The organism is Saccharomonospora xinjiangensis XJ-54, assembly GCF_000258175.1.
Taxonomy (GTDB): Bacteria; Actinomycetota; Actinomycetes; order Mycobacteriales; family Pseudonocardiaceae; genus Saccharomonospora; species Saccharomonospora xinjiangensis.
This window is the reverse complement of the sequence record NZ_JH636049.1, coordinates 3,945,406-3,969,472: the sequence shown is the minus strand read 5'-3', so window position 1 is coordinate 3,969,472 and position 24,067 is coordinate 3,945,406. Positions and strand designations below refer to the sequence as shown.

Genomic DNA, 24,067 nt, shown 5'->3' with positions numbered 1-24,067 from the left:
CCGTGCCCGAGGGTGACACCGTCCTTCACACCGGCGAGCGGCTTCGTGCCGCGCTGGTCGGCCGCACCCTCACCCGCACCGACTTCCGGCACCCCGCACTCGCCACGCTCGATCTCACCGGACTCGACGTGGTGGCCGTCCGCACCGTCGGCAAACATCTGTTCCTGCGGTTCTCCGACGGTACGAGCCTGCACAGCCATCTGAAGATGGACGGCTCGTGGCGGGTCTTCACACCGGGACAGCGGTGGTCCTCACCCGGCCATCACGCACGCGTGATCCTCGGCAACCGAAGCGCCGAGGTGGTCGGCTTCCGCGTGCACGACCTCGCCGTCGTGCCCACGGAGCAGGAGTCACGGTTCGTCGGCCACCTCGGTCCCGACCTCCTCGACCCGGAGTGGGGGCCCGGTCACGCGGCCACCGCGGTCGAAAGACTGCGTCAGCGGCCGGACGCCGAGATCGGTGAGGCGCTGCTGGACCAGCGGGTGATGGCGGGCATCGGCAACGTCTACAAGACCGAGATCTGCTTCCTGCTCGGCGTCTCACCGTGGACGCCGGTTGCCGAGGTGGACGCCGAACGCACCGTGAAAATCGCCAGGCGGCTGCTGTCGGCCAACGCCCACCGCTCGCGGCGCACCACCACCGGCATGGACGTCCGGGGCCGCCGCAGCTGGGTGTACGAACGGACCCGCCACGGGTGTCTGCGGTGCGGCGGGAGAGTTCGCATCGCCGATCAGGGAGTGGGAACGAGAGCGCGGCCGACGTGGTTCTGCCCCCGTTGCCAGCCGGGTCCCGCACCGGCGTGACGCCGGTCGCCGGCGGGAAAATTCGTTGCCGCCTCGGCCGCGACTCGCCTAGCGTGGCTGGTACACGGGAAAGGAGGTGGTCCAACGGTGAATAGCTACAGGACTCGTGAGGTGGCTGTCCGCTGACAGCACACACGGGCCACCCAGTTGACACGTGTGTCTGCCGGTGAATACCAGGCAGCCACCGGCCCCCAGTGCTCCCGGGAACAGGTCCGCCCCGGGCCCGAACGGCTGACGACGGTCGGGAGTCGCACCGGGGGCTTCTTCCTTTCTCCCCGCGGTCATCGGCCCGCTCCTCCGGCCGCCCACCTGCGGCGGGAACACCGGCCCCCATGACGGATACTGGGTGCCGTGCTTTTCGACAGGATCGTCCGCCCCACCCTGTATCGCCTCAACCGGCTGGACGCCGAAACCGTGCACGAGCGCACGGTGCGCGTGCTGGCCAGGATGAGCGCGGCCGGTCCACTCACCACCGCGCTGCGCCGGTACTACCGGATCGACGACCCGTGCACCGTGTTCGGCATCCGTTTTCCGAACCGGTTGGGACTGGCCGCGGGCATGGACAAGGACGGTCGCGCGCTGAACGCCTGGTCCGCGCTCGGATTCGGGTTCGTCGAGGTGGGCACCGTCACGCGCCACGCACAGCCGGGAAACCCCAAACCGAGGCTGTTCACACTCGAAGCCAGTGACGCCGTGCTCAACCGCATGGGTTTCAACAACGCCGGTGCGGCCGCGCTCGCCCGGCGGCTCGCCACCACGGGAACCCCCGACGTGCCGATCGGCATCAGCATCGGCAAGTCCAAGGTCACCCCTGTCGAGAACGCGATCTCCGACTACCGGGAATCGCTGGTGACCCTCTACCCGCACGCCGACTACGTCGCGGTCAACGTCAGCTCCCCGAACACGCCAGGGTTGCGCTCGCTCCAGGACCGCGGTGCGCTCACCGAACTACTGGCCGAACTGTCCCGTACCTCGCGCGACCTCGCGGCGGCGAGCGGGCGCGGCCCGGTTCCGCTGCTGGTCAAGGTGGCCCCCGACCTCACCTTCGACGCGATCGCCGAACTCCTCGACGTCTGCCTCGAACACGAGGTCGCCGGCGTGATCGCCACCAACACCACCCTGTCCAGGGACGGCCTCGCGCCTGAGGACGCACGGTTCGTCTCCGAACAGGGCGGCCTTTCCGGGCGGCCGCTCGCCGCGCGTTCGGTGGAGGTCGTGCGTTTCGTGCACGATCAGGCAGGCGACACGCTGCCGATCATCGGCGTCGGGGGGATCGGCGGGCCCGACGACGCGCTCCGGATGCTCGACGCGGGCGCGAGCCTGCTCCAGCTCTACAGCGCCTTCGCCCTGCACGGCCCCGGCGTGGTGCGGCGGATCAACTCCCGGCTCGCGCGGCGACGGGTCGTACCGCGCTGAGGTGGCGCAGGTAGGCACGCCAGCACTCCCAGGCGGTGAGATCAACACTCCGCTCGGCCACCGAGGGATCGCACAGGATCGCGGGCGCGCTCGTCCCGTCGGCCAGCTCCACGGTGCCGAGGCGCATCGGCGAAGGCAGACGCGCGACGAACTCCCCGAGAGCAGCGGGCGACAGCAGCCACTCCTCGCCCACCAGCGGCCCTCCCTCCGACGGCCGGTTCGCGGGCACCACACCGGCCTCCGGTGGGTCGTGCTCGATCAGCAGCAGGCGGTAGTGGCGTGACGTGGTCGCGAAGCCGGTGAACCGCGCGCCCACGCGTTCCAGATCGGCCGCACGAGGCTGCCCCCGCAGATACGAGCCGAAGGCGATGAGCCGCACCCCCACATCCGGGTACGGCGTTGAAGCCTGCGACCCGGTGAGCAGCCCCGCGAGGTCGAGGACGACCTGGTCGTCGAAGGGCTTGGCCAGCAGACCCACACCTCCCCCGTCGCGGGTGGGGAGAAGGACGGCGGCGGTGTCGAGCCGGGTGGCGAGGCGGGTGAGCGAGCACAGACCCGTGCCGAGCGGCAACAGGAGCGCTTCATGGTCGCCGAGCGCGACCGCGGCGCGCTTGCGGCACAGCCCGCCCGCGCCGTGAAGCTCCACCTCGTGCGTCGTTGCCCCCGCCACGCTCAGCGTGTCGGCCGTCGCGGCAAGCCTTGCCGCCTCCACCCTGCCCAGCTCGGCGAGGAACGCGCGATCCGGCACCGCGATACGCGGGTGCTCACCGGCACTCAGCCGTACCGAGTCGGGCCAGTGTCTGCTGAACCCCGCCGAGGTCGTCCGCGGATCGGGGCCCGTGACCGCGGCAGCGACCCGCTGGGCGACCGCCGCGTCCCGCGCCAGCACCGTGGTGATTCCTGAGCCGCTCGCAGGCAGCAATCCCCGCGTCGGCACGAAACCCACCACGCCACGGCAGGAAGCCGGTGGCTCGGTCACCAGCAGCGCGTCGAGCTTGCTGAGCGTCTCCAGCCGCACCTCACTGCCCGGCGACGGCGCGCCAGGAACCGTGTGCCCCGCGACGACCGCGCCTGCCTGCGCCAGCCTCTCCGCGACCACGGGCACCTCCGGTGCGGCGACGAGGATGCCCACCAACGACATCCGCTCCCCTGCCCTGACCCGCTCGTCCACGGCCTTGGCGTCCATGAGGACGTCCTCCCTGCACCTCAACCGCACCGGAGGAGCGGGACCGAGGCCACGAGCGAGCGCGTCGAACACCGACAACACACGCTGAACGGCCTGGCTGGTGGTGACGGGAGGAAGCGGGACCGTGTCGTCGTCGAACAGGAACAGGTTCACGCCGCTGTCCTTTCCTGACAGAGTCTGGCGCGTAGTACCTACCCGGCGCGACAGCCGGTCAACCGGACAGCACTGCAGCCGACGCCGTCATCGCGACGACAGATCACGCAGAGCCGACGCCAGGCCAGCGAGGCGGTCGGTGGCGTCGGTGAGCGCGTCCTTCGCCTGGGAGACGCCTCCGCTGGAGGCGGCGACGGCTCTTCCCGCCGCGGCGACGAGGGCGCCGTACTCCTCGACGCCGTCGTCGAGCTGCGCTCGCAGACTCGCGATCGCCGTGTCGAGCGCGGGTTGTTCCCCCGCCGGAGCGGACATCTTCGCCCGCTCGACCGACTCGATCCGCGCGGCGAGTGCCCGCAGCGCCGTGGCCGCCTCCGCAGCGGTGGCCCGGGTCTGTTCCACCGACAACGCTGGCACGGGCGCGGTCCCATGATCAGCGGAAGCGGACAGCTGCGCGAGCAGGTCCGTCAGTGATGCCTCGCTGCGTGCCAGCCGCTCCATGGGTTGCCGGGCCGCCGACCCGGTACGCGGTAGCACGGGCGGTCTCGGGGCCGGCACCACCGTCGTCCTGCTCAGCCGGTAGAGGCGTATCCCCGAACGCACGCCGAAAACAGTGAAGATCACCGTTCCCACCAGCCCGCTGAACGCGCCCTGCCACCCGCCGATTCCCCCTGTGATGCCCGCGTAGCCGACCACCGCGTACAGCACCGACAGCAGCGACAGGATGATCCACAGCGTCAGGGCACGGGAGGTGCGCCGTTTGCGACGTTCGTGTTTGGCCGCCGGATCGTTCCAGCGAACCCACTTGTCGCGGACCTCGGCGACCACAGGAGGAACGGCGGCCCCGACCTGGCGTGAGGGTGACCCGTCGCCGGCGGCCGTCGCACCGGACTGCCGCTCGGCCTTGCTCTCGGCGTACGCGCGCATCACCCGGCCCGCGCGCTGTGCGTAGTCGGGCAGACGCTGCACGTGCTTGTCGAACTTCCCGAAGCGCTCGTTCTGTCCGCCCGCCACGGTCACCCCCGCATGGATGCTGCTCCGGTCACGCCTGGTTCTTCTGCCGCTCCGCCTCGACCCTGGCCTGGATCTCACGCTGGACATCCGAGGTGGCCGAGGACGCCTGAGCACCGCTGCCCGCGGACTCGCCGCCGGTCACCTGCGCGACCGATTCGCCCTTCATCGACGCCCTGATCTGTTCGAGCCGGTTGTGACCCGCGAGCTGCGTCGTGGAGTGCTGCACCTCCAGCATCCTGCCCTGCACGGAGTTCTGAGCGAGCTCCGCGGACCCGAGCGCCGTGGTGTACCGCTTCTCGATCTTGTCGCGGATCTCGTCGAGCGACGGCGTGTTGCCCGGCGCCGCGAGTTCGGTCATCTGGGTGAGCGAGGCCGACACCTGCTCCTGCATCTTGGCCTGCTCAAGCTGAGACAGCAGCTTCGTGCGCTCGGCCAGCTTCTGCTGGAGCATGCTGGCGTTGCGCTCGACGGCCTGCTTCGCCTGTTCGGCCGCCTGCAACGCCTGGTCGTGCAGCGTCTTCAGGTCCTCGATGGCCTGCTCGGCCGTCACGAGCTGCGCGGCGAAGCCCTCAGCGGCGGTCTCGAACTCCTGAGCCTTCTTCTCGTCGCCCTTCGCCCTTGCCTCGTCGGCGAGCGTCAGCGCCTGGCGAGTGGAGGCCTGCAGCTTCTCGACCTCTCCGAGCTGCCGGTTGAGCTTCATCTCCAGCTGCCGCTGGTTACCGATCACCGAGGCGGCCTGCTGGGACAGGGCCTGGTGGTTCCGCTGTGCCTCCTCGATGGCCTGCTGGATCTGCACCTTCGGATCGGCATGCTCGTCAACCTTGGACGAGAACGCCGCCATCAGGTACTTCCAGAACTTCACGAAAGGGTTGGCCATCTCCTCCGCCTGCTTTCTCGCGTCCCACAGTTGCACACAGTCGCGGGAGCCGCGCTGCCCGGTCGGCGTCGGCGCCCCGGCGCGACGCGCGCCGCCCGCTCCCCGGACACGTGATCCCCGTGTGTGAGTTCCATCGTGTCAGGTCGGACGCCGCCGTTCCAGGCGACCCCGGTGAATTCAGGGATACCCCTGACCGTGCTGAAGCCGTTCGGTGACGTGGCCGTCACCGAACGGGCCCCACTCACGCGGCCAGCACAGCCTTCGCCTTGGGTGCGTGGATCGTGGTCCGCAGCGCCGGCGAGAGGCGGAGGTCCGCCAGCTCGTTGCCCTTGCGGCCCGAGACAAGACGGCCGCCTTCGAAACCGCGTTCGCCTGCCTTCACCCTGTCCTCGCTTGCCCGCTCCTCGCGGCCCTCCGCATCCCTCACGGCGGCGAGTTCGCCGGCGGTGGGCTCCACTGCCGCATCGACCCTGTCGAGCGCCGAGACGTCGGCGGCGACATTGCGCAGCAGTTCGCTCAGCGGGAGTTCGAGCGCCTCGCAGATCGAGGCGAGCAGCTCACTGGACGCCTCCTTCTGCCCTCGCTCGACCTCGGACAGGTACCCAAGGCTCACCTTGGCGGCGCGGGAGATGTCGCGCAGCGTCCGGCGCTTGGTGGTGCGGGCATGACGGAGCCGATCACCGATCGCCTCACGCAACAGCACGGTCATCACGCGCCTCCCTTCCAACTACGTCCACGGTACCGAGCCAGTGCGACGAAACGCAGGCATACACCGCGAACGTCCGCCCACAGCGAACGAGATAGTTACCGCATGTGTTCCCGGAGCAGCGCGAGAGCACACGTCACCGATCCCGCTCGCACCTCTTCCCTGCCGCCCGGCAGGTGCAAGGTCCGCACCACCCGCACACCGGGTCCGGCCAGCGCCACGTACACGGTGCCGGGCTCGGCACCGTCCTGGGGTTCCGGCCCCGCGACGCCAGTGAGGCCGAGACCCCAGTCCGCGCCGCACCGATGAAGAGCCCCCTCGGCAAGCTGCGCCGCGACCTCGGGATGCACGGCGCCGTGCTCGGCGAGAAGGCGGCTGTCCACGCCCGCGAGGCTGTGCTTGAGATCGGTGGCGTAGACCACGAGTCCACCACGGAGCACCGCGCTCGCCCCCGGTACGCGCGTGATCGTCGCGCACACCAGCCCCGCCGTGAGTGACTCGGCCGTGGCCACCGTCTGCCGCAGGCGGGTCAGCTCGGCCACCAGCCACCCGGCGTGCTCGTCGGCGCGGGCGGGGCCGTCCTGCGCGCTCACTCCACCTCCACGGGCCCCTGACGGGCGACCGCCCTCAGGCGCAACGCCCTCACGAGATAGTCAACGCCGGTGCCGACGGTGAGGACGAGGGCGACACCCAGCAGAACCCACTCGGCGGGATCGGCCTCCACGGGAAGCGGGAGCAGCACCACGCCGATGGCCGCGACCTGGGCCAACGTCTTCGCCTTGCCGCCCTTGCTCGCGGGGATGACGCCGTGCCGGAGCACCCAGAACCGCAGCCCCGTGACGGCGATCTCCCTGCCGAGGATCGCGCCGGTGAACCACCACGGCAGCTCACCGAGCACGCTCAAACCCAGCAGTGCGGCCCCGATCAAAGCCTTGTCGGCGATGGGATCGACGATCTTGCCGAAATTGGTCACCAGGTCGTAGCGGCGCGCCACCCACCCGTCGAGCCGGTCGGTCAGAGCCGCGAGCGCGAACACGCCCGTCGCGACATACCGCCACGGCGATGCAGCGAGGGCGGCCGAGCCGTCGTCGCCGGACACCTCGCCTGCGAACAGCGTCACGACGAACACGGGAACGAGCACGAGGCGCAACACGGTGAGCACGTTGGCCACGTTGAGCGTCGGCACCGTATCCGGTGCGGCGCTGCCCGAACCTCGCCCCCGTGCCGCTTCCTGCCCGCCTGCCCCGCCCGTGCTCACGTCGCTCACGTCTGTCACGTCGTGGAGTCCGGGGCACCGGCCGCCGCCCCTGCGGGCCGCACGACCAGATCGACACCCGCGCTGTCCACGACCTCGCAACGGATCAGCTGGCCGGCCTCGCAGTCGAGGTCGCCGAGCACGACGCACTCGCCGTCCACCTCGGGAGCCTGGTGCGCCGCCCTGCCCACGATCTCCTCCTCCACCGACTCGACGAGCACGTCAACCACCGAACCGATCCTGTCCTCGGCCCGCTGCGCGGTGAGTTCCTCGACCAGCGCCGACACCCTGCCGACGCGCTCGGTGACCTCGGAGGGGTCCAGCTTGCCGTCGAACGTCTCGGCCTCGGTGCCGTCCTCGTCGGAGTACCCGAAGACACCCACCGCGTCGAGCCGTGCCTCGGTGAGGAACCGTTCCAGCTCGGCCAGATCCTCCTCCGTCTCACCGGGAAACCCGACGATGACGTTGGTACGGATACCCGCCTCCGGCGCGTAGGACCGGATCTGCTCGATCAGTGCCAGGAACGACTCCGTCGAGCCGAACCGCCGCATGCGCCGCAGCACCGTCTCGCTGGAGTGCTGGAACGACAGGTCGAAGTAGTCGGCGACACCGGGTGTCGTGGCGATGACCTTGACAAGATCGGGGCGGGTCTCGGCGGGCTGGAGGTACGAAACCCGCACCCGTTCCACGCCCTCGACGGCGGCCAGCCTCGGCAGCAGCAGCTCCAGCGCCCGCGTCCCCCCGAGGTCACGGCTGAGATCCTTGCCGTACGACGTCGAGTTCTCGCTCACGAGGAACAGCTCCCGCACGCCTTGGGAGGCGAGCCACTCTGCCTCGGCGACCAGCTCGTCGGGATGGCGTGACACGAACGAACCTCGGAACGACGGGATGGCGCAGAACGAGCAGCGGCGGTCACACCCCGACGCGATCTTGAGCGCTGCGACGGGTGAATCGTCGAGCCTGGTCCGCAAGACGCGCGGGCCCCAGCTCCCGTGGCCCGGCACCGTCACGTCTTCCGCCGCGGCCTGCCGCTCGACGGGGGTGATCGGCAGCAGCGTCCTGCGGTCGGCCGGTGTGTGCGACTCGACGCGCCTGCCCTCGGCGATGTCGGCGAGCCGGTCGGCCAGGTGGGGATAGTGGTCGAAGCCGAGCACGGCCTCGGCCTCCGGCAGGTTCTGCGCGAGTTCCCTGCCGTACCGCTCGGCCATGCACCCGACGGCGACGACCTTCGCTCCCGTGTCCGCTGCCTCGAGCAGGGTGTCCACCGAGTCCTTCTTCGCCTGTTCGACGAAGCCACAGGTGTTCACCACGACGACGTCGCTGGCGGCGGGGTCGTCGCTGAGTTCCCATCCTCCGGCCACGAGACGACCTGCGAGCTCCTCGGAATCGACCTCGTTGCGAGCACACCCGAGCGTCAGGAGGGAGACCCTGCGGTGGGGCGAGGATTCGGCGCTAGACACCTGTTCAGGGTAACCGGCACCCGGCGGCGTCCGAGCACACCCTGATCACACCGAGACCGCACCCCCGTCCCTGCCCTTCTCCGCCCGCGCTAGCGTTGACGTCTGTGCAAGCACCCCTGATCCGGCGCGCCCGCATCGCCGATGTGCGCGCAATCAAGCGGTTGGTTGACTCCGACGCGGGGCGGGTGCTGCTGGAGAAAAATCTGATCACCCTCTACGAGGACGTGCAGGAATTCTGGGTGGCCGAGGTCGAAGGCACCGTCGTCGGGTGCGGGGCGCTGCACGTGATGTGGGAGGACCTCGCCGAGATCCGCACGGTGACGGTTGACCGGTCGGTGCGGGGCAGGGGAATCGGGCACGCTCTGGTGGAACGGCTCATCGACCTCGCGGCCGAACTGGGGCTGCGACGGCTGTTCGTGCTCACCTTCGAGACCGAATTCTTCGCGAGGCACGGGTTCACCGAGATCACCGGCACCCCCGTGCCCGCTGAGGTCTACGCGGAGATGCGCCGTTCGGCCGACACCGGTGTGGCCGAGTTCCTCGATCTTCCGTTCGTGAAGCCCAACACGCTCGGCAACACGCGCATGCTGCTGCACCTCACCACCGACACCACCGACACCACCGACACTGCCCGCCCCTGCGGCGAGGACGCGCACGACACTCAGCGTCGTTGAAGCAACGCGCCGACCCGCGCCAGGCGCGCCAGCCAGCGAGCCACCTCGACCGGGTCGATGGGAGCGTGGGCGTCAACGAGCGCGGGATCGGGCACCGGCTTCGCGGCGGGCACCGGCACGAACCCGTCAACGGGCCGCAACGCCGCCGACGCGGGAACCACGTCGCCGTCCAGCAACGACAGTGTGCCGAGGCCACACGCGAACGGGAGTTCGGGAAGCGCCGCGGCCAGAGCGACCTCGGCCGCGAGTCCCACGCTTGTCTCCAGCGCCGACGAGACGACGCAGGGCAGGCCACACGCCTCGGCGACCTGGAGAGCGCGATGCACCCCGCCCAGTGGCAGGCACTTGAGCACGGCGACGTCGGCGGCCTCGGCCACGGCGACCCTGAGGGGGTCGTCGGCCCTGCGGATCGACTCGTCGGCGGCGATGCGCACGTTCACCCGCCGCCTCACCTGCGCGAGTTCGGGCACGGTGGGGCAGGGCTGTTCCACGTATTCGAGGCCGCCTGCCGAGCGATCCAGCACTCTGATGTGGCGCACAGCCGACTCGACGTCCCACGCACCGTTGGCGTCAACCCGGATCGCGCCACCAGGCCCGAGCGCCGAGCGCACGGCTTCGACCCTGGCCTGGTCCTCGGCGAGCGAGCCGGGCCGGTCGGCGACCTTGACCTTCGCCGTGCGGCATCCGGACCGCGCGACGATCTCGTGAGCCACGTCGGGAGCGACGGCGGGGACAGTGCAGTTCACCGGCACGCGATCACGCACCGGAGCGGGCCAGTGCCCCGTGCACTGCTCGACGGCCGCCGCGAGCCACGGCACGGCACCGGCGTCGGGATAGTCGTCGAACGGGCAGAACTCTCCCCACCCGGTCGGCCCGCGCAGCAGCATGCCCTCCCGCACGGTGATGCCACGGAACCGCGTCCGCATCGCGATGGCATAGACGCGGACCTCCTCGACGGTGGCCAGTGGGTCGAAGGCGGAGTGGGTCACGGACACGGCGGCTACTCCTCCTGCGGCGGGTCGTCACCACGGATCATGGCGAGCACCCCCGGCAAGTCGTCGGGCTTCACGAGCACCTCCCGCGCCTTCGAACCCTCCGAGGGACCCACCACTCCCCTCGTCTCCAGCAGGTCCATCAGCCTGCCCGCTTTCGCGAATCCCACTCTCAGCTTGCGTTGCAGCATCGAGGTTGACCCGAACTGGGAGCTGACCACCAGCTCGGCCGCCTGGAGCAGCACGTCGAGGTCGTCGCCGATGTCGGGGTCGATGTCCTTCTTCTCACCGGCCTTGGCCGCCGTGACACCCTCGGTGTAGTCCGGCTCCGCCTGTTCCTTGGTCGCGGCGACGACGGCGGTGATCTCCTCGTCGCTGACGAAAGCCCCCTGCACACGGGTGGGTTTTCCCGCTCCCATCGGCAGGTAGAGCGCGTCGCCCATGCCGATCAGCTTCTCCGCGCCCGGCTGGTCGAGGATGACGCGGGAGTCGGTGAGCGACGACGTCGCGAACGCCAGCCGCGACGGCACGTTGGTCTTGATGAGACCGGTGACCACGTCCACGGACGGCCGCTGCGTCGCCAGCACGAGGTGAATACCGGCGGCCCTCGCCTTCTGCGTGATCCGCACGATGGCGTCCTCGACGTCCCTCGGCGCGGTCATCATCAGGTCGGCCAGCTCGTCCACGATCGCCATGATGTACGGGTACGGCCGGTAGACCCGCTCGCTGCCGGGCGGGGCGGTGATCTCGCCTTTCCGCACCTTGCGGTTGAAGTCGTCGATGTGCCGCACGCGGTTGGCCTGCATGTCCTGGTAACGCTGCTCCATCTCCTCCACGAGCCAGGCGAGCGCCGCTGCGGCCTTCTTCGGCTGCGTGATGATGGGCGTGATCAGGTGCGGGATGCCCTCGTACGGGGTGAGCTCGACCATCTTCGGGTCGATGAGGATCATGCGGCACTCGTCGGGCGTCGCCCTGGAGAGCAGGGAGACGAGCATCGAGTTGACGAAGCTCGACTTGCCGGAGCCCGTGGAGCCTGCCACCAGCAGGTGCGGCATCTTGGTGAGGTTGGCTGTGACGAAGTTGCCCTCGATGTCCTTGCCGAGGCCGATGACCATCGGGTGGTCGTCGGAGGCAGCCGTCGGCGAGCGCAGCACGTCGCCGAGGCGCACCATCTCGCGGTCGGTGTTGGGCACCTCGATACCCACAGCCGACTTGCCGGGGATGGGCGCGAGGAGGCGCACGTTCTCGGTGGCCACCGCGTAGGCGATGTTCTTCGTCAACGCGGTGATCTTCTCGACCTTCACGCCCGGGCCGAGTTCCACCTCGTACCGGGTGACCGTCGGGCCACGAGTGAAGCCGGTGACCTGCGCGTCGATCTTGAACTGGTCGAGCACGCCGGTGATTGCCTCGATCATCACGTCGTTGGCGCGGCTGTGCCCCTTCGGCGCGTCTCCCAGTGTGAGCAGTTCCAGTGAGGGGAGGTTGTAGTCGCCCTCGACCGTGCGGGTGACCGACAGCGCGGGTTCCTGCCGTCGTGACGACGCCATCGCCCCTGCCGCCTTCTTGCGGACCGGCGAGGGAGCAGGCACGGGGCCGCTGACCTGTTCCCCCTCCGGCGCGGTGAGATCGAGTGTGGCCTGCGCGTCGTCCGCGTCCGCTTTCGGCGTTCGCCCTCGCGACGGCCTGCGCAGGCGGGCGGTGGCCGGGTCGGCGCCGGTGACGGCGTCGCCGTCGGGAGCGGCAGTGTCGCCGCCCCGCGACCTGGTTCGTGACGGGGCCCGCTCGTCCGCCCCGTCCTCCCCCTCGCCCGGTTCTAGCGCGTCCGACGCGTCCGTGGACCCCGCAGACTCGGTCGTCCACTCGCGCAGCCGCTGGGGGAGGCGGCGGACGGGCGTTCCCGCGAACACCAGCACGCCGTAGGCCAGCACGAGCACCAGCAGGGGAACGGCGATCCACGCGGTGACGCCCCTGGCGAGCAGGTCGCCGGAGAACCAGCCGATCCAGCCGCCCGCGTACATCTGCTGCGCGTGCTCCTGCGGCCTACCGCTGATCAGATGCAGCAGCCCGAGCACGGCGAGGCCCACCAGCAGGCTTCCAACCACCATGCGCGGGCGGGTCTCCGGACGCGGCTGCGAGCGCATGAGCACCACCGCCGCCAGCAACAGGGCCACCGGCAATGCCACGGCCGCGGCTCCGATCACGCTGCGGGTACCGACCGCGATGGCCTCCCCTACCGGCCCCGCCGCTTCCCAGCCGACGCCGACGGCTGCCACCAGCGCGAGAGCGACGAGGCCGAGCGCGAGGCCGTCCCTGCGGTGCTCCGGATCGAGTTCGCGCGTGCGCCCGACGGTCCTGGCCACACCGCCGGTTCCCCTGGCGAGGAGCGTCCACGTCCCTCGCAGTGTCCTGCCGAGGGCTCCTCCCGCCGATCGCTTCGCCCGTTTCGCGGGCGGTCTGCGTGCCGCTGTGGTGCGGCCGGACGGCGTGGCCGACTTCGGTGACCTCGCCGGCTTCGCAGCCGACGCGGATTTCGCCTTCGCCGAGCGTTGCGCTCCGCGCCCCGCGCCTGTCCGCCCGGTGCCGCGCCCCCGTGTCGTCGAGCCGCTCGCCATGCCCCTACGGTAGCCGTTTCACCTCGTTCGCCCCGCGCGCCACACTGGCCACAGGTGATATTGATCAGCGTCACGCCCGCCCCGTGTCATGGGTGCGGGCCGCCGTGACATGCTTTGCGCCCATGGTGTCGCTTCAACACGACCGAGGGTCGTCCGGACGGGGCAAGGCCCCCCTCGTGTGGCGGACGATGCTGGCCGTCGATCACGGGCTCGTCTCCGTGGTGGGACGGCTGCGCGTCACCGGATGCGTTCCCCGTTCCCTTCGCGGGAAGCCCCTGCTCATGGCGGCCAACCACATCGGCGTGTTCGACGCGTTCGTCCTGATGGCCGCGTGCAGGCGCCTCGGCCTCGCGCCACGGTTCATGCTCGCCGGTGGCCTGCTCGACGCCCCGGTTGTCGGGCCCGCGCTGCGGGCGAGCGGACATCTTCGGGTGGACCGGGGTTCGTCGTCGGCGGTGGCGCAGTTCGGTCAGGCGGCGGAGGCCCTTCGCCTGGCGACGGGTCCGCTCATCGTGTATCCGGAAGGGCGCATTAGCCGCGAGCCGGGGCTGTGGCCCGAGCGCGGCAAGACGGGCGCGGCCAGGTTGGCTCTCGCGGCAGGGGTGCCGGTGATCCCGATCAGTCAGTGGGGAGCGCACGAGGCCGTCTACTGGGGAACCGAGACGGTGACCAAGCTGTCCGATATCCTCCCGCTCGCCAGGTCCGGCCTCACGGCACCACTACGACGGCCCACCTTCCGCGTGCACTTCGGGGAGCCGGTTGACCTCTCGCCGTTCCGGGCGGGACGTCCCGGGGACGCCGTCAAGGCGCACGCCGCGATCATGCACGCGATCACCGACGGGCTCGTTCCCCTGCGTGCGGACGAGCCTGATGTTCCGAGGTTCGTCGATCCCACGAGGCCCACGGACGGGCGCAGCCCGTGGCGACCGGGAGCGCGGCCGTGAGCGAGTCCGGTACCGCAGCCCGGGAGCAGGGCACGCCGTCGCGGAGCCGAGCGCGCGGCATCGTACTGCTGGTGCTGGCTTCGCTGTGTTTCGGCAGCTCGGGGGCCCTCGGCAAACCCGCGATGACGGCGGGGATGTCACCAGAGCAGGTCGCCGCTGCCCGCATCGGCATCGCCGCCGTCGTCCTGCTCATCGGCGTCGGACTGATCAGGCCCAGCCTGCTGAAGGTGAAGCGCGGCCAGTGGCGCGTGCTGCTCGGCTACGGCCTGCTCGGCGTCGCCGGTGTGCAGCTGTTCTACTTCCTCTCCGCCGCCCGCGTTCCCGTGGGCATCGCCATCCTGCTGGAGTTCACCTCGCCCGTGCTGGTGGCCCTGTGGGTGCGCTTCGTGCGCAGGGTGCGGCTGCCGTGGCCGATGTGGGCCGGGATCGGGCTGGCCCTGCTTGGCCTGGCGATGGTCGCCCGCGTGCACGAGGGGCTGACACTCGACGCGCTCGGTCTCGCGGCGGGTGTCGCGGCTGCCGTGTGCTCGGCCGCGTACTTCCTGCTGGGCGAACACGGCGTGGCCAGTCACCACCCGCTCGGGATGGTGACCTGGGGCATGGTGGTGGGCGCGGTCGCCGTGTGCGCCGTCGCCCCGCCGTGGACGTGGCCCGCCTCGACGCTTGCGGGCCCCGCCGAGATCGGGCCGTGGCAGCCCCCGGTGTGGACGTTGCTCGTCGCCGTCGCCTTGTTCTCGACCGTGCTGGCGTACCTGGCGGGGATCACGGCGTTGCGCCATCTGCCCGCCTCGACGGCGAGCGTGCTCGCCCTCCTCGAACCGCTGGTGGCCACGACCCTGGCCTGGGTGTTGCTCGACGAATCCCTCGTCTGGGTTCAGGTGCTGGGAGCCTGTGTGCTGCTCGGCGGTGCGCTGCTGGTGCAGCTCACCGCGCCGTCGTCGCAGGGCGGGCCCACCACCGCGGCCGAACCCCTTCCGGTGGGCGACCACGTGGACCACGGCACGGCCCGCTGACAGGGCAGGACCGCACCCGGCTCACGGGACAAATCGGGCGAGAGGGAACCGACAGCGGCCCAGCTCCTTCCAAATGGGTGACACCCGCGCGAGACTGCCCCGAGCGCTGCGGTCTTTCGCGCGGGTGACATCCGAGAAGAGCCGACACACAAGGGGGATGGATGAGCCGTCCGACTCGTGCCGAACAGCGCCGCGCCCGCAGGGCACTGCTCACCCAGGGCCTCACGGTCCTGCTGGCCCTCATGGTGGCCACCGTCAGGGCCAGGTCCCGGGCCTGCCGCCACCGCGACGGCAGCCAATGAGCCCGCTCGTCACACCGGGATGACCGTCGGCACGATCATCGGCCTGCGCCGATAGGTCTCGGCGACCCAGCGGCCGACCACCCGGCGCACCGCCTGAGCGATCTGGTGAGTGTCGGTGATGCCCTCGGCCTCGGTGCGCGACAGCTCCATCTCCACGAGCCTGGTCACCTCGTCGAGCGCTTTCGGGTCATCGGAGAACCCTCGGCCCGACAGCGTCGGTGAACTGACAGCCCTACCGGAGGTGGAATCGACGGCCACCGTGATGGCGATGAACCCGCCCTCCCCGAGCACGAGCCGATCGGACAGCGTGGACTCGCCGACATCGCCGACCGACAGCCCATCGACGTAGACCATGCCGACCTCGACCCTGCCGGTGATCGACGCCTTGCCATCGACGAGATCCACCACGACGCCGTCCTCGGCGAGGACGACGTTCTCCTCGGCCACCCCTGTGCGGACGGCCAGTGCCGCGTTGGCGCGCAGGTGCCGCCACTCGCCGTGGACGGGCATGACGTTGCTCGGCCGGACGGCGTTGTAGAGGAAGAGCAGCTCACCCGCCGACGCGTGTCCCGAGACGTGCACCTTCGCATTGCCCTGGTGCACGACGTCCGCGCCGAGCCGAACGAGGCCGTTGATCACGCCGAACACGGCGGTCTCGTTGCCGGGGATCAGGGAACTCGCGAGCACCACCGTGTCGCCCTCGCGAATGGAGATCTGCCTGTGCTCACCCCTGGCCATCCTCGACAACGCCGACAGCGGTTCGCCCTGCGACCCCGTCGAGATGAACAGCACCTTCGTCTCGGGAAGGTTCACCGCCTCGTCGAGGTCGATGAGCAGCCCCTGCGGGATCGTCAAAAGGCCGAGCTCGGCCGCGATGGTCATGTTGCGCACCATCGACCTGCCGACGAAGGCGACCCGCCTGCCGTGCCGTTGTGCCGCGTCAAGCACCTGCTGCACCCGGTGCACATGGCTGGCGAAGCACGCCACGATCACGCGCTGCCGCACCCGCGCGACGACGTCGTCGAGCACAGGCCCGATGTCGCGCTCCGGCGTGACGAAGCCGGGCACCTCGGCGTTGGTCGAGTCGATGCACAGCAGATCCACGCCCTCGTCACCGAGCCGCGAGAAGCCAGCCAGGTCGGTGAGCCTGCCGTCGAGCGGGAGCTGGTCGAGCTTGATGTCACCCGTGTGCAGCACGACCCCCGCCGGGGTGCGCAGGGCGACAGCGAGCGCGTCGGGAATCGAATGGTTGACCGCGAAGAACTCCAGCTCGAACGGCCCGACAGGGTGGCGCTGTCCCTCGGCGACCTCGACCAGCACAGGGCGCTGCCGGTGTTCCCTGCACTTGGCCGACAGCAGCGCCAGCGTGAAACGCGATCCGTACACCGGAAGGTCCGGGCGCATACGCAGCAGGAACGGCACGGCACCGATGTGATCCTCGTGGCCGTGCGTGAGCACGATGGCCTCGATGTCGTCGAGCCGGTCCTCGATGGCACGGAAGTCGGGCAGGATGAGATCGACGCCGGGCTGGGCGTCCTCGGGGAACAGGACCCCGCAATCGACGATCAGCAGTCTGCCGCCGTACTCGAAGACGGTCATGTTCCTGCCGACCTCGCCGATCCCGCCGAGAGCGACGACACGAAGTCCTCCCTCTGGCAGCGGCGGCGGCAGGTGTGCGGGTCCCGGTGCACTCGACTGATGGTTCAACGCTGAATGGTCCCAACGCTCGTGTGTGTGGTGGGTGTGACGTAGGCCGCCGCCGAATCCGCCTGCGCGACGCGTGAGGTCGCCCAGTCACCGGCAGGTGAGCTCTCCAGCGGCACCCCGGCCTGTGTGAGGTCGTCGGCGACGGCGCGCACCAGCTCCTCGGGCGCCGGCACGATGGGAAGGCGAGGCTCGCCCACGTCCATGCCACGCAGCCGCAACGCCGTTTTGGCGAAGACCACGCCGCCGACCCGCGAGAACGCCCGGTACACCGGGATCATGCCGCGATGGTTGGTGCGGGCCGTCGAGGTGTCGCCGTCCTCGTAGGCGTCGATCATCGCTCGGATCCGGCCTGCCACGACGTGACCGATGACGCTCACGACACCGGTGGCGCCGACGGACAGCCACGGCAGGTTGAGCCCGTCGTCACCCGAGTAGTAAGCGAGATGGGTGTTGGCGATGACCTCACTACCGGCCAGCAAATCACCCTTGGCGTCCTTGACGGCGAGGATGCGCGGGTGCTCGGCGAGCCTGCGCAGGGTATCGACCTCGATCGGCACGATGGAGCGCGGCGGGATGTCGTAGAGCATCACCGGGAGTTCCGTGGCGTCCGCGACAGCGGTGAAGTGCGCCTGGAGGCCCGCCTGCGTCGGCCGCGAGTAGTACGGGGTCACGACGAGCAGGCCGTGTGCGCCGGCCTTCTCCGCCTGCCTGGCCAGTTCGATGCTGTGTGCCGTGTCGTTGGTGCCCGCTCCGGCGACGACCGTGGCCCGTTCCCCGACCGCCTCGGTGACGGCCCGCACCAGGTCGGACTTCTCCGCGTCCGTCGTCGTGGGGCTCTCGCCCGTGGTTCCGTTGACGACCAGACCGTCGTTCCCCAGCTCCACCAGGTGGACGGCGAGCTCCTGCGCCCGCTTCAGATCCACCGCTCCGTCGGCGGTGAACGGCGTGACCATGGCTGTGAGCACCCGGCCGAACGGTCGTCCCGGCGCGGCCGTGGGTGGGGTGGGAGGTGCGATCGACATGGAACTGACGGTACCTCTTCGGCTCGACGACGACCGCGCCGACCGAGGTGAATGACCATGTTCCGGCCCCGGTGCGGCGCGGCAGCAGGATTGCCGGTGACAGCGTGGGGAAACGAGAACGCTTCCGCTACTCCACTTCCTGGATGACCGAACCGGTCCGCTGGCCGCCGTTGCGATCACCGACGAAACAGTAAATCCCCCTGACCCCGTCCGAGCTGTAGTCGTCCGGACGCTTCTCCCATTCCTTCTGGCTCGGGATCAGCGCGCGGTAGCTGAGCCCTTCGCGGAGTCCGTCGTTGACGCGGTTGGAGTGAAAGATCAGCCCGCACGCCTTCTCGGCGTAGCCGACGAGCGTCTCCCTCCCCGGATACCGGGCTTGCGGGGAACCCTCCTCGTCTGCCCCGCCGACCGGGTACTGCGAGGCGTACCACTCGACGTCGTGGTGTTCTTCGCAGTCCACCCAGTTGCTCTGGGTCACCGACCGGCCCTTGTCCAGGGTGGTGTTGACGCAGTTGTAGCTGCTGTCGATGTAGAGCTGGGCCATGTCACCGCCCTCGCCGTAGGTGAGGGTCGGCAGCATCTGCTCGTCAACGGAGGGCGACCACACGGGCTTGCCGAGGAAGAAGCCCGCTGCCAGCAAGGCGACCCCGGCGAGAGCGCCGACGGTCCAGGCTGCCTTCCTCCGCCCCGGGCTCGTGGCCTGGGAGGCGCTCGTGCCGGGATTGCCCGCGATCATGGTCGGCGAGGGCCCCGCGTGGTGCAGCGTCGGCTGCCCGCCCGGCGGTGTCATGGCCGAGGGCTGCTGCGCGGCGAGGGTGAGCAGCGCCTGCGCCTGCTCGGCGGTGATGCGGCCCTCGGGAGAGGACGCCATCAGTCCCATGATCGCGGAGGCGAGCGGCCCCTGAACCCTCGTGAGATACGGGACCTCGTTCATGATCGCGTGGAGTGTCGCGGCCGTGGAGGCCCGCTCGAACGGCACAGCACCCTCGGCCGCGAAGAACAGCGCAGCCCCCAGCGACCAGAGGTCCGAGGCGGGCATCGCCTCCCGACCCGCGACCCGCTCCGGCGCCATGAACGCGGGCGAGCCGATGAGCATCCCGCTGGTCGTGATGCGCGGGTCGTCGATGGCCTGCGCGATACCGAAATCGGTGAGCTTGGTCCTGCCGCTCGCGGCCACCATGATGTTCGCGGGCTTGACGTCACGGTGCACGATCCCGGCCTGGTGCGCGGCCCGCAGCGCCGACAGCACCTGAAGGCCGATGGAGGCGACCTGGTGCGGCGCGAGGGGGCCGCCGCTGCGGACGAGGTCCGACAGCGTCGGCGCCTCCACCAGCTCCATGACGATGTAGGTCGTACCACCGTCGGCCACCACGTCGAAGACCGTCACGACGGCGGGGTCGTTGAGCCTGCCGCCCGTGCGGACCTCACGGAGCACCCGCTCCTGGAACACGCCCTCCTCGGCGCCGTCGGGCAGCCGCAGCTCCTTGATCGCGACCTGCCTGCCGATCACGGTGTCCTCGGCTCGCCAGACCACGCCCATGCCACCACGGCCGAGTTCACCGCCGAGGCGGTAGCGGTTGGCGATCATCCGCATCGCTGGAGCCACGGGTGTGGTGGCGATCTGCTCGTCGGTCAACCTCGAACCCCCTCGTCTCGTGCGCAGAGATGGTAGCGAGGAGACCACCCGATCGGAGGACCGACCGTCCCGCACACACGTTCCCCCTGTGCGCCCGAGTTCGCGGTGGACCAGGCGCGAACCGCGCGGGCAGACAGCTCAGGTGCCGCGCACCTCGTGACCCGCCTCCCGCAGCGCCGCAACGGCACGGGTGAGATCGGCGTCCTTCACCAGCACGTGATCGGTGTCGTAAGTGGACACCGCGAACAGCGACACTCCGGCCGCCGCCAGCTCCCCCGCCAGCGCGGCCATGATTCCCGTCAGCGTGAACTCAAGCGGCCCTTCGACCGTGAGCAACCGCCAGCCCGCCTCCGCGACGGCACCGTCCGGCACGATGTCCACAGGGCCCACCACGGACAGCTCGCCGCCGTTGCACGTGACCGACACGAACGCGGCGCCGGCGGCGAACAACGCGGCCAGGTCGGGCGAGACCCCACCCGACCTGCCGTGCCGCGCTGTATCAACGCTCGCGTCCCGCTCGGTATCCATGCTCGCGTCCCGCTCGGTATCCATGCTCGCGTCCCGCTCGGTATCCATGCTCGCGTCCCGCTCGGTATCCCACCTGGCGACCACGTACTCACCCGGCCGGACGTCCACGACGAGCTTCCGCACGGTGCGATCCTCTCCCTCAGCCCTCGGCGACCATCGGGCTCGAAGCCACCTCGGTGCCGTCGGGCAGTGTCGAGATGGTGAAGTCGGCGAAGGCGTTCTCGGCGGCCTTCTGCAACTGCCGCAGGCATTCCACGGCAAGGGCCCTGATCTCCACGTCGGCCTGCTCTGTGGCCCGCATGGCGATGAAGTGCCGCCACGCCCGGTAGTTGCCGGTGACCACGATTCGGGTCTCGGTCGCATTGGGCAGCACAGCGCGGGCGGCCTGCCTCGCCTGCTTGCGCCGCAGAGTCGCGGAGGGGGCGTCGGCGAACTTCTCCTCCAGCCCCGCGAGCAGTTCGGTGTAGGCATCGACGCTGGCCTGTGTCGCCGCGAGGAACTTCTCGTGCAGCTCGGGGTCGTTCGCGATGACGTCGGGCTCGACGAACGCCGCGTCGCGCTCGGGAACGTAGCGCTGCGACAGCTGCGAGTACGAGAAATGCCGGTGCCGGATCAGCTCGTGGGTCAGCGAGCGCGAGATACCGGTGATGTAGAACGACACGCTCGCGTGTTCCAGCACCGAGAGGTGCCCGACATCGATGATGTGGTTGAGGTAACCCGCGTTGGTCGCGGTCCTCGGGTTCGGCTTCGACCACGACTGGTAGCACGCACGGCCCGCGAACTCGGCGAGCGCCTGCCCTCCGTCCGCGTCGGTTGTCCACGGCACGTCCTCAGGCGGGAAGAACTCCGTCTTCGCGATCAACCGCACCTTGGGTGCCACCGTTTCCGCCACGTCCGACTCCCTCCTTGTATTCGACACCCGCGAGCGTACTTCCGCCGGATGTGGGCTCCGCGAGGCGCGTCCCGGTCTTGGAGCCGACACGACGAAGTCACAGTGACATCATCAACGCCCTCGCCTCCCTTGAAAGACATCACATATGGTGTCACCATGGTGTCATGGACCTGAATCCGTACCTTTCCACGTTGCGGGAGAGCCTTGCCACCACGGCCAGTGCAGGCGACGAGCAACTCCAGCGCGCCGCGGCCGTGCTCGCTGCCACGCTGGAACCCGCAGCCCGCCTGACACTGATGAACGCCTTGTCCGACCTGGCAGCCGAGGTCACCGCCCAGCTTCCCGATCACGTGGTGGAGGTGCGGCTCGACGGCCGGGACGTCCGCGTGGTCGTCACCGGCGGCAGCCCTGCGGGCCAGGCGCAGGAGGCACCCCAACCACCTCCCCCGCCACCGCCTCCGCCGCCGCCCGGTGACTCAGGAGACATCAGCCGGATGACGCTTCGCCTGTTCGAGCACCTCAAAACCCAGGCGGAGCAGGCCGCGGCGGCGCAAGGAGTGTCACTGAACACGTTCGTCGCACAGGCGGTGCAGGGCGCGCTCCAGGGCAAGCCGCACGGCAGCTCCCCGTTCGGTCCTCCTCACCACGGGCGAGGTGGCCGGGGTCACGGCGGCTCGCACCTGCACGGCTGGGTCAGGGGGTGAGCGGAGTGACCGAGCAGTCAGAGGGCGGCAACGACGTCGTCCGCACGCAGACCTTCGACGCAGACGAGCCCGTCGAGCTGGACCTCGACCTCACAGCGGGCACTGTGGAGGTCCGCCTCACCGACGAGCCGGGCGTGTCCGTCGAGATACGGCGTGCGCACGCGCCAGGACCGTCGTGGGCTCAGGGTGCGGCCGGGGTGCTGAACTGGGTCGGTGAGATGTTCGGCGGGCAGAGTGGCCCACTGGCCGCCCCGGCCGACGCCGTGCAGGAGACGCGGATCGAGAAAGTGGGCGACCGTGTCGTGGTACGAGGCCCGAAAGCTCCCCCACCCATGGGTTCGCCGGTCGCGGTCACCGTCCGCGCTCCCGCCTCCTCCCACGTACGCGCCCGCACCCGGCTCGCCGGTGTGACGGTGCACGGCGCCTGTGGCGGGGCGGACGTCAACACCGGCTCCGGTTCGGTCACCCTCGACATGGCCGAGGGCACCACCACCGTGCGCACGAGCAGCGGGGAGATCGACATCGAGACTTTGTCGGGGCCTGCGACCGTCAACGGCGGCAGCGCGCGGGTCCGGCTGGGCGAGGTCGCCGACGCCGCCCTCGTGCGCACCACCAGTGGCGAGATCATCGTCGGCGAGGCCACCTCGGGTGCCGTCGAGGCGATCTCGGGCACCGGGGACATCCGCGTCGGCATCCGGCCCGGTGTCACGGCGGAGATCGACCTCTCCAGTGGCGCTGGCAGTGTCCACAGTGACCTCGACGTGTCGGACAGTCCACCGCAGGAGGCCGCGGCGTTGACCGTCCGCGCTCGCAGCGGCGCAGGAAGGGTCGTGGTCACGCGCGCCTGACCTCCTGCGCATGGCCGGAGGCACAATCGCTTCCGTCGTGCGAGCTGCCGCCCGTCAGATCGCACGACGGAGGTCGAGGGCCAGATCTCCGCGTTCACCGACGACGACCCGATCGAGCCCGAGCCACGACGCCATGACACCGAGTTCGCCCGCCAGCTCGGACGCGACCCTGTCGAGGTCCACATCGGACTCGGCGAAGGCGCCCTGTACCCGCAGTATCCCCGCTGCGCGGTCGGCCTTCAGATCGACCCGCGCGACCAGCGCCCCGTCGAGGAGGAACGGGAAGACGTAATAGCCGTGCACCCGTTTGGCCTCCGGCACGTAGATCTCGATGCGGTACCGGAAGCCGAACAGCCGTTCCGTCCTGCTTCGCTCCCACACCAGCGGATCGAAAGGACACAGCAGCGCCCTGCCCTCCACCGTGCGCGGTGCGCGGGCGGCGACATGCCGGTATGCGGGCGCCCGCCACGTGGCCACACGCACCGGTTCCAGGGTTCCCTCCTCGACGAGCTCGGCGACGGCTCTCTTGCTCACCTCGGGTGAAAGCCGGTAATAGTCGCGCAGATCGGGTTCGGTGGCGATGCCGTACGCCCTCGCGGCGCGGTCCACGAGTTCCCTCGCAGCGACGTCGGCGGCCACCGTGCGGTGCAACACCTCGGGCGGCAGCACTCGTTCGCTGAGGTCGTACAGCCGCTCGAATCCCCTGCGGGCACCCGTGGTCAGCTCCCCGATGCCGAAGAGCCACTCGCAGACCTTCTTGACGTCCGAGCGTTCCCACCACGAGCCCGGTGTCCTGGCCGCGGGCCCGGACAGTTCGCGTTCGATGGTGCCCGCACCGACCGGCCCCAGTTCCTTCACGACGGCGAGCACGTCGTCGATGAGAGCGGGTTCGGATTCGGCGATCCGGCCGTAGTGCCGCCACCAGCCTCGCGGCTTCGCTCCCGAATGCAGGAGCGGCCAATCCTCCACCGGCACCAGGCTCGCCTCGTGAGCCCAGCACTCCACGAGCATGCGGGGGCGGCGCGCGCTGTGTGTCCAGGCAGCGGAGTCCACGAGTTCCCTGTCGTACGCGCCGAGACGGGAGAACAGCGGCGCGTAGTGAGCGCGGACGGCGACGTTGACCGAATCGAGTTGGAGGACCTGCACACGGGACAGCACCCGGCGCAGATGCCTTCGATCCGGCTCACCGACGGGACGTGGATCGGCGAAACCCTGCGCTGCCAGGGCGGTCCGGGTGGCGACCCCGGGGCTGACGGTTCTCACGTCGGGCATCATGCCAGCGGGCACCGACATCCTCCGGCACGTCGATATCCCGTTGCCGGACGG

The 24,067-nt window shown here is 70.1% G+C and carries 24 protein-coding genes; 9 read left to right on the top strand and 15 right to left on the bottom strand.

What is annotated here, in order from left to right:
* Positions 1–2: 2 nt before the first annotated feature.
* Both SACXIDRAFT_RS17990 and SACXIDRAFT_RS17985 read left to right on the top strand, forming a co-directional pair.
* On the top strand, positions 3–803 hold the full coding sequence (locus tag SACXIDRAFT_RS17990; protein WP_006240063.1) for a DNA-formamidopyrimidine glycosylase family protein: 801 nt from the start codon (positions 3–5) through the stop codon (positions 801–803).
* A 351-nt stretch (positions 804–1,154) separates the two neighbouring features.
* Positions 1,155–2,219 (top strand): quinone-dependent dihydroorotate dehydrogenase, encoded by a 1,065-nt coding sequence (locus tag SACXIDRAFT_RS17985; protein ID WP_006240062.1) that lies wholly within the window; start codon positions 1,155–1,157, stop codon positions 2,217–2,219.
* Here the strand turns inward: SACXIDRAFT_RS17985 and SACXIDRAFT_RS17980 are convergent.
* The 7 genes from SACXIDRAFT_RS17980 to rimO form a co-directional block, all read right to left on the bottom strand.
* On the bottom strand, positions 2,179–3,558 hold the full coding sequence (locus SACXIDRAFT_RS17980) for an allophanate hydrolase-related protein (RefSeq protein ID WP_006240061.1): 1,380 nt from the start codon (positions 3,556–3,558) through the stop codon (positions 2,179–2,181). The genes SACXIDRAFT_RS17985 and SACXIDRAFT_RS17980 overlap by 41 nt on opposite strands.
* A gap of 87 nt (positions 3,559–3,645) precedes the next feature.
* Entirely contained in the window at positions 3,646–4,569 is a 924-nt protein-coding gene (gene pspM / locus SACXIDRAFT_RS17975; RefSeq protein ID WP_006240060.1) for a phage shock envelope stress response protein PspM, read from the bottom strand.
* A gap of 28 nt (positions 4,570–4,597) precedes the next feature.
* Entirely contained in the window at positions 4,598–5,446 is an 849-nt protein-coding gene (locus tag SACXIDRAFT_RS17970) for a PspA/IM30 family protein (protein WP_006240059.1), read from the bottom strand.
* A 241-nt stretch (positions 5,447–5,687) separates the two neighbouring features.
* The gene (locus tag SACXIDRAFT_RS17965; RefSeq protein ID WP_006240058.1) at positions 5,688–6,155 is read right to left on the bottom strand and encodes a helix-turn-helix domain-containing protein; all 468 of its coding nucleotides are present in this window, start codon (positions 6,153–6,155) and stop codon (positions 5,688–5,690) included.
* A gap of 95 nt (positions 6,156–6,250) precedes the next feature.
* Positions 6,251–6,745 carry a CinA family protein gene (locus SACXIDRAFT_RS17960; protein WP_006240057.1) on the bottom strand — a complete coding sequence of 165 codons (495 nt, stop codon included), beginning with the start codon at positions 6,743–6,745 and terminating at the stop codon, positions 6,251–6,253.
* Positions 6,742–7,410, bottom strand: coding sequence for a CDP-diacylglycerol--glycerol-3-phosphate 3-phosphatidyltransferase (gene pgsA, locus SACXIDRAFT_RS17955; RefSeq protein ID WP_050987039.1), 669 nt, complete (start codon positions 7,408–7,410; stop codon positions 6,742–6,744). The genes SACXIDRAFT_RS17960 and pgsA overlap by 4 nt, the downstream gene beginning before the upstream one ends.
* 14 nt (positions 7,411–7,424) lie before the next feature.
* Positions 7,425–8,867 (bottom strand): 30S ribosomal protein S12 methylthiotransferase RimO, encoded by a 1,443-nt coding sequence (gene rimO / locus SACXIDRAFT_RS17950; RefSeq protein WP_006240055.1) that lies wholly within the window; start codon positions 8,865–8,867, stop codon positions 7,425–7,427.
* A gap of 95 nt (positions 8,868–8,962) precedes the next feature.
* Here rimO and SACXIDRAFT_RS17945 point away from each other — a divergent pair, with 95 nt between their 5' ends.
* Positions 8,963–9,541, top strand: a complete 579-nt coding sequence (locus tag SACXIDRAFT_RS17945; RefSeq protein ID WP_050986955.1) for an amino-acid N-acetyltransferase — start codon at positions 8,963–8,965, stop codon at positions 9,539–9,541.
* Here the strand turns inward: SACXIDRAFT_RS17945 and SACXIDRAFT_RS17940 are convergent.
* Complete coding sequence (locus tag SACXIDRAFT_RS17940) at positions 9,529–10,536, bottom strand: o-succinylbenzoate synthase (protein WP_006240053.1); 1,008 nt, start codon at positions 10,534–10,536, stop codon at positions 9,529–9,531. The two genes, SACXIDRAFT_RS17945 and SACXIDRAFT_RS17940, sit on opposite strands and share 13 nt — an antisense overlap.
* Positions 10,537–10,541: 5 nt before the next feature.
* Positions 10,542–12,893 carry a DNA translocase FtsK gene (locus tag SACXIDRAFT_RS17935; RefSeq protein ID WP_006240052.1) on the bottom strand — a complete coding sequence of 784 codons (2,352 nt, stop codon included), beginning with the start codon at positions 12,891–12,893 and terminating at the stop codon, positions 10,542–10,544.
* Between SACXIDRAFT_RS17935 and SACXIDRAFT_RS23625 the strand changes: the two genes are divergently transcribed.
* From SACXIDRAFT_RS23625 to SACXIDRAFT_RS23355, 4 genes are all read left to right on the top strand, one after another.
* Positions 12,871–13,158, top strand: coding sequence for a hypothetical protein (locus SACXIDRAFT_RS23625; RefSeq protein WP_232285327.1), 288 nt, complete (start codon positions 12,871–12,873; stop codon positions 13,156–13,158). The genes SACXIDRAFT_RS17935 and SACXIDRAFT_RS23625 overlap by 23 nt on opposite strands.
* A 109-nt stretch (positions 13,159–13,267) precedes the next feature.
* Positions 13,268–14,089 (top strand): lysophospholipid acyltransferase family protein, encoded by an 822-nt coding sequence (locus SACXIDRAFT_RS17930; RefSeq protein ID WP_050986954.1) that lies wholly within the window; start codon positions 13,268–13,270, stop codon positions 14,087–14,089.
* Entirely contained in the window at positions 14,086–15,102 is a 1,017-nt protein-coding gene (locus SACXIDRAFT_RS17925; RefSeq protein WP_006240050.1) for an EamA family transporter, read from the top strand. The genes SACXIDRAFT_RS17930 and SACXIDRAFT_RS17925 overlap by 4 nt, the downstream gene beginning before the upstream one ends.
* A 161-nt stretch (positions 15,103–15,263) precedes the next feature.
* Positions 15,264–15,404 carry a hypothetical protein gene (locus tag SACXIDRAFT_RS23355; RefSeq protein WP_006240049.1) on the top strand — a complete coding sequence of 47 codons (141 nt, stop codon included), beginning with the start codon at positions 15,264–15,266 and terminating at the stop codon, positions 15,402–15,404.
* 9 nt (positions 15,405–15,413) lie between these two features.
* On the opposite strand, the gene SACXIDRAFT_RS17920 is transcribed toward SACXIDRAFT_RS23355, so the two are convergent.
* The 5 genes from SACXIDRAFT_RS17920 to thyX all read right to left on the bottom strand — a co-directional run bounded on the left by SACXIDRAFT_RS17920 (position 15,414) and on the right by thyX (position 21,189).
* A complete protein-coding gene (locus SACXIDRAFT_RS17920) occupies positions 15,414–17,111 on the bottom strand; it encodes a ribonuclease J (protein ID WP_006240048.1) in 1,698 nt (565 codons plus the stop codon).
* On the bottom strand, positions 17,108–18,133 hold the full coding sequence (gene dapA, locus SACXIDRAFT_RS17915) for a 4-hydroxy-tetrahydrodipicolinate synthase (protein WP_006240047.1): 1,026 nt from the start codon (positions 18,131–18,133) through the stop codon (positions 17,108–17,110). The genes SACXIDRAFT_RS17920 and dapA overlap by 4 nt, the downstream gene beginning before the upstream one ends.
* A 127-nt stretch (positions 18,134–18,260) precedes the next feature.
* A complete protein-coding gene (locus SACXIDRAFT_RS17910) occupies positions 18,261–19,769 on the bottom strand; it encodes a serine/threonine-protein kinase (protein WP_006240045.1) in 1,509 nt (502 codons plus the stop codon).
* A gap of 138 nt (positions 19,770–19,907) precedes the next feature.
* Positions 19,908–20,297: an ACT domain-containing protein gene (locus SACXIDRAFT_RS17905; RefSeq protein WP_050987038.1), complete on the bottom strand. Its 390-nt coding sequence runs from the start codon at positions 20,295–20,297 to the stop codon at positions 19,908–19,910.
* A 139-nt stretch (positions 20,298–20,436) separates the two neighbouring features.
* A complete protein-coding gene (thyX, locus tag SACXIDRAFT_RS17900; protein ID WP_006240043.1) occupies positions 20,437–21,189 on the bottom strand; it encodes an FAD-dependent thymidylate synthase in 753 nt (250 codons plus the stop codon).
* 164 nt (positions 21,190–21,353) lie between these two features.
* On the opposite strand from thyX, the gene SACXIDRAFT_RS17895 reads away from it, so the two are divergent.
* Positions 21,354–21,893, top strand: a complete 540-nt coding sequence (locus SACXIDRAFT_RS17895) for a toxin-antitoxin system HicB family antitoxin (RefSeq protein ID WP_006240042.1) — start codon at positions 21,354–21,356, stop codon at positions 21,891–21,893.
* Positions 21,894–21,898: 5 nt separating this feature from the next.
* On the top strand, positions 21,899–22,741 hold the full coding sequence (locus SACXIDRAFT_RS17890) for a DUF4097 family beta strand repeat-containing protein (protein ID WP_006240041.1): 843 nt from the start codon (positions 21,899–21,901) through the stop codon (positions 22,739–22,741).
* Positions 22,742–22,795: 54 nt separating this feature from the next.
* Here the strand turns inward: SACXIDRAFT_RS17890 and SACXIDRAFT_RS17885 are convergent, their stop codons facing one another.
* On the bottom strand, positions 22,796–24,013 hold the full coding sequence (locus tag SACXIDRAFT_RS17885) for a winged helix-turn-helix domain-containing protein (protein ID WP_232285394.1): 1,218 nt from the start codon (positions 24,011–24,013) through the stop codon (positions 22,796–22,798).
* Between the last annotated feature and the right edge of the window lie 54 nt (positions 24,014–24,067).